The following is a 7,222-nucleotide window of genomic DNA, read 5'->3' on the forward strand; positions in this document are numbered from 1 at the left end:
TCCTTGAATGTTCTTGTGGTTCGGATAGGTTCCCCGCGAAGGAGAATCAGGATGACGCTTGCAGGAGGATGCCAGTGCGGTGCGGTTCGCTATCAGGTGTCGGGGGAGCCGGCTCATGTCGCGTTCTGCCATTGCGTGGATTGCCGCAGGTCTTCCGGCGCGCCGCTGATGGCGTGGGCGGCTTATCCGGCGGCAGGCTTCGCACTGACTCTCGGTGCGCCCGCCCGCTACAGTTCGAATGGCGATGCCGTGCGCCATTTCTGCCCCACCTGCGGGACGGGGCTCTACTATGTGAACGAGGCGGCGCTGCCGGGACTGGTCGATATCCAGGTGGCTTCGCTCGATGAACCCGCCGAACTCCCTCCGCAGGCGCACATCCAGGTCGCCGAACGCGTGGACTGGATGGCTGACATTGCCAGCTTGCCCGAATTCGCGCGCTATCCCGGATAAGTCATAGCTGCAGCACGGCGCCGTCGCCGCGTTTTGCAGGTGGATTGCGCTGCTATGGACTTGCCTGCGGGGCTGGAATGGCTAGGCATCTGAGCTTGGTTGGAGAGAGATGCCTTTATGTACCAGACCCCGGAAGATCGTCCCGTCTATCGACTGCTCACCGGCGCGGATGACCGCGCTTTTTGCGAGCGGGTATCTGAGGCGCTGGCGCAGGGGTGGAGGCTTTACGGCTCACCGTCGCTGGCGTGGGACACGGCGGAGAACTGCATGAAGGCGGCGCAGGCCGTCGTCTGGCATGAGGCTGACGTGGTGAAATAAGCCCGGTTATCGACGGACCAAGGCTGAGATTGCAGGCACCGATTCGACCGGCTGCCTGTTCAGCTGCGGCTGCCCACTCTGCACAAGTTCGTTCTGGGCATGCGCCGGGCTGGCAGGAAGCGCGACGGGGATCGCGGCCAGCGGGGCCGCCGCCAGCGCAAGTACACCAAGACCGGAAAAGCACGGCCGCATCGAATCGAAACTCCTCAGCATGAACGCTCCTGTTGAGGAACCCATGACCCTTTGACAGGTTCCCAGCCGCTGAATGGTGGGTTCGCCGCGATTGCGGCACGGCCTGCGGGGTTTTCGGTTGCCCGGCGGAGCGGCATCGGGATGCTAGGTAGGCCTAAGCCGATGCAGTAACCGGAAGAACGACATGGTCCCCAAGACGGTCGCCCCGCTGGCCCTGGCAATTCTCGCTGCACCTGCCGCGGCGCAGGATATCGTGCCGATCATTTCCCCCGGGCAGGCCGCCGAGGGGATTTTCCAGCGCTCGCGCATGGAAGCCGAGACGCGCCGACAGCACGGCAAGGAAGCAGAGCCCGCGCAGGTCGCCAGCGCGGCACCTGACACGCGGCCTGCGCCCGGAAGCCCGGAATTCCAGAAGCAGGCATGCGATAACCGCCCGCTTTACCGCAAGCAATATGGCGAGGATCACCCGCAGGTGCAGAAGCTGGAAGCCCTATGCAAGGCCTCCGGATACTGAGGCCTACTCCGCCGCCTCGATCATCGCTTCCGCTTCCGCCGCCTGGCGCGCCCACATTTCCGAGTAGAGGCCGTCGCGGCGCAGGAGTTGCGCGTGGGTTCCGCTTTCTGCGAGACGTCCCTCATTCAGCACCAGAATGCGGTCCGCGTCGGCGATCGTCGAGAGGCGGTGCGCTATCGAGAGCGAGGTGCGATGCTCCGCCACCCGGTGCAGCGTCGCGAGGATATCCTGCTCGGTGCGGGTGTCGAGCGCGCTGGTTGCCTCATCCAGGATCAGGATCGGCGGGTTCTTCACCAACGTGCGGGCGATCGCGACGCGCTGCTTCTCGCCGCCGGAAAGCTTGAGCCCGCGCTCGCCCACTTCCGTGGCGAAGCCCTGCGGCAGCCGGTCGATCAGGCCCATCAACGCCGCTCCGCGCGCTGCCGCCTCGACCTCGTCCGGGCCGGCGCCGTCGCGGCCGTAGCCGATGTTGTAGCCGATGGTGTCGTTGAACAGCACCGAGTCTTGCGGCACGATGCCGATAGCGGCGCGTAGCGAGGCCTGGGTTACCTGGCGGATGTCCTGCCCGTCGATCAGAATCCGGCCGGACAAAGGATCGTAGAACCGGAACAGCAGCCGCGCGATCGTGGACTTGCCGGCGCCCGAGGGGCCGACGATGGCGAAGGCCTGCCCCGCCGGCACCTCGAACGAGAGCCCGTGCAGGATCGTCCGGTCGGGCTCATAGCCGAACACGACGTCGTCGAAGACGATCGAGGGCTGGCGCACCGCCAGTGCCGGTGCCCCGGGCGCGTCAGGCACTTCGACTTCGGTGTCGAGCAGGCGGAACATCTCCGCCATGTCGATCAGGCCCTGTCGGATCGTGCGATAGACCATGCCGAGCATGTCGAGCGGCCGGAACAGCTGGGTCAGGTAGGTCTGCACGAACACCAGCTGGCCCGCCGTGTAGTTCCCGCGCCACCAGCCGTAAACCGTCCAGGCCAGCGCCCCGGCCATCAACAGGTTGATGACGATGCCCTGCACGATGTTCAGCATGCCGAGCGAGTTCTCGCTCTTTACCGCCGCCACCGCATAGGCGCGCGTGGCCTGCGCGTAGCGTTCCTCCTCGCGCTTTTCGGCGGAGAAATATTTCACCGTCTCGTAGTTCAGCAGCGAATCGACCGCGCGGGCGAGCGCTTGCCCATCCAGCCGGTTCATCTGCTCGCGCAGTTTGGTACGCCATTCGGTGATGACGCGCGTGACCCAGATGTAGGCGGCGATGGCGACTCCGGTGGCGATCACCAGCCCGGGGCCGAAATTGACGTAGAAGATCACCGCGACCACCAGCAGTTGCAGCACGGTGGGGGCGATGTTGAACAGCATGAAGTAGAGCATCGTGTCGATGCTCTTGGTGCCGCGTTCGATCGTCTTGGTGACCTCGCCGGTGCGCCGCGCGAGGTGGAAGCGCAGCGACAGCTGGTGCAACTGGCCGAACACGTTCTCGGCCAGTTCGCGGGTGGCGTCCTGCCCGACCCGCTCGAACACGATGTTGCGCAGATTGTCGAACGCTGTCTGCGCGAGGCGCCCGGCCGCGTAGCCGAGCACCATCAGCATCGCCAGCTGGACCAGCCTGGGGCCGGTGGTCCCCATAAGGTCCACCGCCCACTTCATCAGGTAAGGCAGGACCAGCTGAGTCGCGGTCGACAGCACGATGAATACGCAGGCCCAGACGATGCGCCAGCGCAGCGCCGGATTGTCCCGCGGCCACAGGTAGGGCAGGAAACGCAGCAGCGTATGCCAGCCGTCATGGCGGGCGGCGGGATCTCGAACGGCGGTCTCGGGAGGCATCGACGCTATTTAGGGTTTCGTCGCCGCGAAACAATCGGGCAATCGTCGATGACGTGATGCAATCGCGCGCCCGTCATTGCGCGAGGTCGAACAGCACCTTGCGGCTCGAAAAGTCGATGGCGACCCGCTTGAACGCCCGCAGTTCGCGCATGCCCAGGAAGATCGCCGGGCGATGCTGAAGTTTCAGCTCGGCGAAGGCCGGCGCGTCGGCATAGGCGATGATGACGTTGCCGATTCCCATGCGGCCCAGTTCCAGCCGGTCGGCGACTTCCAGGTCGACAGGGAGTTCATGCCCGGTAACGCTCGACAGTGCGCCCCTGAGAGGGGCTGGCAGGGGCGATGCCGGGCGATTGCGGCGCGCACCCCTCTGCTCGGCCAGGGCTTGCTGCAACGCGCGGTTGCCCACGGTCCCGCTTGCCCCGGTATCGATCACCACGTCGGTCTTGATGCCGTCGATCAGCGCGTCGGTCAGGATGAGGCGACCGGAGCGATGCCTGGCCCGCACCACGATCTCGAAACCGCGCGTGCCGCCGGTTTCGGCCGGATCGCCGATCGCGATGGTGTTGCGGGTGAAGTCCAGAAGCACGCGCTGGTGCTGGAAGCTGTCGGTGCCCAGGATGCCGTCGGCGCCGATATGCGCGCGTTCGAGCAGGGGTACGGTAAGGTCGTGAAACGCGCGTGGGCCGATGGCGATGGTATCGACTTCGGCGGTGGCGACGTCATGGGCGCCGGCTATGCCGACGACCCGGACCTGCGGCCCCGGCGCCAGGCCCAGCGAACCCGCCAGCGCGGTGGAGACGACGGTGCGCTGTGATCCGGTGTCGATGAGGAAGCGATAAGGGCCGATGCCCTGGACCGCGACATCGATCGTCATGCGTGAATGCATGTCGGCATCGCCCTGCAATGCCGGCGCGCCATCCTTCGGTACGGCGGTTTCCGTTCCCTGGGACAGCGGCGCGGGTGTCGCCCCGAGGATTACGGGATTGGCGATAAGCATCGCCAGCGCCATGCTGAGGCCTGACATCGATCCCTCCTTGCGCGGTTCGGTGCGCCGCGCTTTTCATAGGGGGTGATGATAGCACCACGGCGCGTGGAACACCATGTGAAACAGTGCCGGGCCCCCGCCGGCGATCAGACCGGACGGCGGCGCAACCGGGCGCGCAAGGGCGTGGTGACATGCACCGCCATGCCGGCGAGATCGCCGCGCGATGGATGGCGCAACATGGCTATCGCTGCCAGCCACGCAAGCCCGGATGCGAGGCCGGTCGCGGCGAGGCCGATGAAGCCCAGCGTCTGCGGCGTGCGCCAGACCGTGACCGCCAGCACCGCCGGCGCGATGGTCACCAGTGCGACACCCGCGCTGGCGGCATAGATTCTGAGGGCCGCTTTCCAGCTGAAGCCGACCAGGCGCTGCAGCCACAAGGCATAGAGGCAGAACCAGCCGAGCCCGTAGACCAGCCGGGATGCGGCTGCGGCCTCGACCCCGATCGCCGCGCCCATCGCCAGCGTGCCGACCGACAGCGCGGTGTCGGCAAGGTTGAACCACAGCAGTTGCCTCAGCCTGCCGAGCAGGATCGGCAGGTCCATGTGCAGGGGCAGGGCGACGAAGCAGCACTCGGCCACTGCCACGAGGGCGAGCAGCGGCGCGGCCTCCGCCCAGCCGGGGCCGTAGAGCAGCAGGATCACCGGCTCGCTCAGGACCGCGAGCAGCGCCATCGCCGGCCACACGATCGCGCCGTGCGCGGCGACGACCCGCTCGTAGTAGGGGCCCAGATCCTTGCCCTCGTCGCGCAGCCGCGCGAACGTGGGATAGTAGATCGAGCCCACCGCTCCCGCGACGAGGTAGTGCAACTGGGAGGCGAGGGCGACGCCGCGGCTGAACAGGCCCGCCGCGCTCATCCCTTGCATGCGCCCCACGATCAGGTCGGGCGTACGCATGCCGATTCCACCCGATAGGTAGAGCACCGCGCTGCCGGACCCGAAGCCGATGATTTCGCGGGCACGCTCGAAGCGGACATGGAGGCTGGGCGGCGTCGGGCGCAGCACCTGGGCCGCGACCGCGCGGACACCGGCCTGCGCAATCATCGCCCAGGCCAGCGATTCGGCCGAGAAGCCGAGTGCGGCGAGCGTGAGGGCACAGGCGCTGTTGGCGGTCGATCCGGCGGCGTTGACGATGAAGGTGCCCCGAAAGTCGAGCCGGCGCGACAGCAGTGCCACCGGCACGATGCTCCAGGGGTTGAGCAGGTAGGATCCGGCGATCAGCCCCAGGATCGGGAACAGTCGGGGTTCGGCATAGAAGCGTGCCACCGGCCAGGCGATCGCCAGGATCAGCGCGGCGAGCACGAACGAGAACGCCGCCGCGATCACGGTGCAATGCCGCACGGTGTCCTCGTCGGCGGTCGGATGCCGGCCAAGGTAGCGGGTAAGCCCGAAGTCCTGGATGACCGAAAGGATCATCGCCGCTGCCAGTGCGACCGAGAACAGGCCGATCTCCTCTGGCTTCAGGAAGAAGCGCGAGACGATGACGGAGGTCGCGAACTGCATGATGAACTGGGTATACTGGCTCGCTGCGGCCCAGAGCGCAGCCGACTTGACGCTGCCGCTGCCCCGGCCGGAGTCGGAAGCGCTCGGGTCGGCGGATGGCGTATCCGGATTGTCGGTCCGCGTGGACATGCGATTGGGTCAGACTTATCCGCAGGTGGTCAGGGTCGCGGCCAGGCGAAGGGCCCGTCGTGGCTCGCCGAAGCGCAGCAGCCGTACGACGGTACGCCACATGCCATCGCGCCGTCCTCCCTCGCGCAAGTGCCTCACCAGCAGATCGAAGCCTTCATCGCGCATGGCGCTGGCGGAATAGAGCAGCCCCATCGCCACCTGTTCGCGGACCTGCCGCGCTATGCCGGGGCGCCCGAACAGCGCATCGAGATCGGCGATGGGTGGAAGGCGATCGAGCTGCGCGGTAGGATCGGGCCTGCCTGCAGCCCGTTCCCGCCATGCGACTTGCGCGACGGCGGTGCCGATCTGCTGTTCGGTGGCATGACGGGACGAAACCTGTCCCGGATAGCGTCGATAGCGCAGCAGCCGTTCGGGGATGTTGCCGAGCCGGGTGATGCTGGACAGCCGCAGCCACAAGTCGAGATCTTCGCAGTGGCGGAACGCGGCATGATAGCTGCCCACCGAGCGGACGACGTCGCGGCGATACATGACGGCGGGATGGCAAATCAACTGGCCGCCTGCCTCGATGGCGGCGAGCAGTTGCTCATGGGTCTCGGGGTGATCGGCGCCGCTGCGGACCAGTTGCTCGCCCGCCTCGCCGATGTCCTCGCTCCAGCTGCCGACCACGCCATAATCCGGATGGGTCTGGAGGAATGCGAACTGCTTCCCGAACCTGTCAGGCCGGCAGATGTCGTCCGCGTCCATGCGGGCGACGATGGGCGCCCGGGCCATTTCGATCAGTTCGTTCAGGCTGGCCACCAGCCCGCGGTTTTCGCGCAGCCTTGCCCGAATACGCGGATCGCGCCGTGCATAATCGCGAATGATGGCCGCTGAGCCATCGCTGGAGCCATCGTCGAGAATCAGGAACTCGAAGTCGACGAAGTCCTGCGCAAGCACGCTCTCTATGGCGGACGCAAGGAAGCGATCGCCATTATAGACGCTCATCGCGACGCTGATCGCCGGGGTCGGCATGATTCTACGGCACTCTTTTCATAGGCGCGCACGGCGCCGGTTCGAAGGCGGGCTTAGGCCGCGCATGGTAAAGAAAGGGTGTGAGGGTGCCAGTCCAGCCTTTGGAGGGGTTCTTTGAGATTTTTTCAAAAACGGTGTTGACCGAATCAGAAGCCCCCCTTAGAGGCCGCTTCACCGCAGCGGAGCACGCTTCTGCTACGGTCGCCAACACAGACGGACAGCTAGTTCCCCCGGTCGCAA

At 66.3% G+C, this 7,222-nt stretch carries 7 protein-coding genes; 3 read left to right on the top strand and 4 right to left on the bottom strand.

Annotated elements, in window-relative coordinates; all coding sequences use genetic code 11:
• Positions 1 to 51: 51 nt before the first annotated feature.
• From V2S85_RS22700 to V2S85_RS22710, 3 genes are all read left to right on the top strand, one after another.
• On the top strand, positions 52 to 450 hold the full coding sequence (locus V2S85_RS22700) for a GFA family protein (RefSeq protein WP_330705078.1): 399 nt from the start codon (positions 52 to 54) through the stop codon (positions 448 to 450).
• A 117-nt stretch (positions 451 to 567) separates the two neighbouring features.
• The gene (locus V2S85_RS22705; RefSeq protein ID WP_330705079.1) at positions 568 to 768 is read left to right on the top strand and encodes a DUF1737 domain-containing protein; all 201 of its coding nucleotides are present in this window, start codon (positions 568 to 570) and stop codon (positions 766 to 768) included.
• 376 nt (positions 769 to 1,144) lie between these two features.
• Positions 1,145 to 1,474, top strand: a complete 330-nt coding sequence (locus V2S85_RS22710) for a hypothetical protein (protein WP_330705080.1) — start codon at positions 1,145 to 1,147, stop codon at positions 1,472 to 1,474.
• Between the two features lie 3 nt (positions 1,475 to 1,477).
• Here V2S85_RS22710 and V2S85_RS22715 read toward each other — a convergent pair whose 3' ends face one another.
• The 4 genes from V2S85_RS22715 to V2S85_RS22730 form a co-directional block, all read right to left on the bottom strand.
• On the bottom strand, positions 1,478 to 3,298 hold the full coding sequence (locus V2S85_RS22715) for an ABC transporter ATP-binding protein/permease (protein ID WP_330705081.1): 1,821 nt from the start codon (positions 3,296 to 3,298) through the stop codon (positions 1,478 to 1,480).
• Between the two features lie 73 nt (positions 3,299 to 3,371).
• Positions 3,372 to 4,322 (bottom strand): aspartyl protease family protein, encoded by a 951-nt coding sequence (locus tag V2S85_RS22720; RefSeq protein WP_330705082.1) that lies wholly within the window; start codon positions 4,320 to 4,322, stop codon positions 3,372 to 3,374.
• Positions 4,323 to 4,429: 107 nt separating this feature from the next.
• Positions 4,430 to 5,971, bottom strand: coding sequence for an oligosaccharide flippase family protein (locus tag V2S85_RS22725; RefSeq protein ID WP_330705083.1), 1,542 nt, complete (start codon positions 5,969 to 5,971; stop codon positions 4,430 to 4,432).
• Between the two features lie 15 nt (positions 5,972 to 5,986).
• Positions 5,987 to 6,982 (bottom strand): glycosyltransferase, encoded by a 996-nt coding sequence (locus tag V2S85_RS22730; protein WP_330705084.1) that lies wholly within the window; start codon positions 6,980 to 6,982, stop codon positions 5,987 to 5,989.
• Positions 6,983 to 7,222 lie beyond the last annotated feature (240 nt).

Origin of the sequence: Novosphingobium resinovorum (assembly GCF_036352595.1) — a bacterium.
Taxonomy (GTDB): Bacteria; Pseudomonadota; Alphaproteobacteria; order Sphingomonadales; family Sphingomonadaceae; genus Novosphingobium; species Novosphingobium resinovorum_B.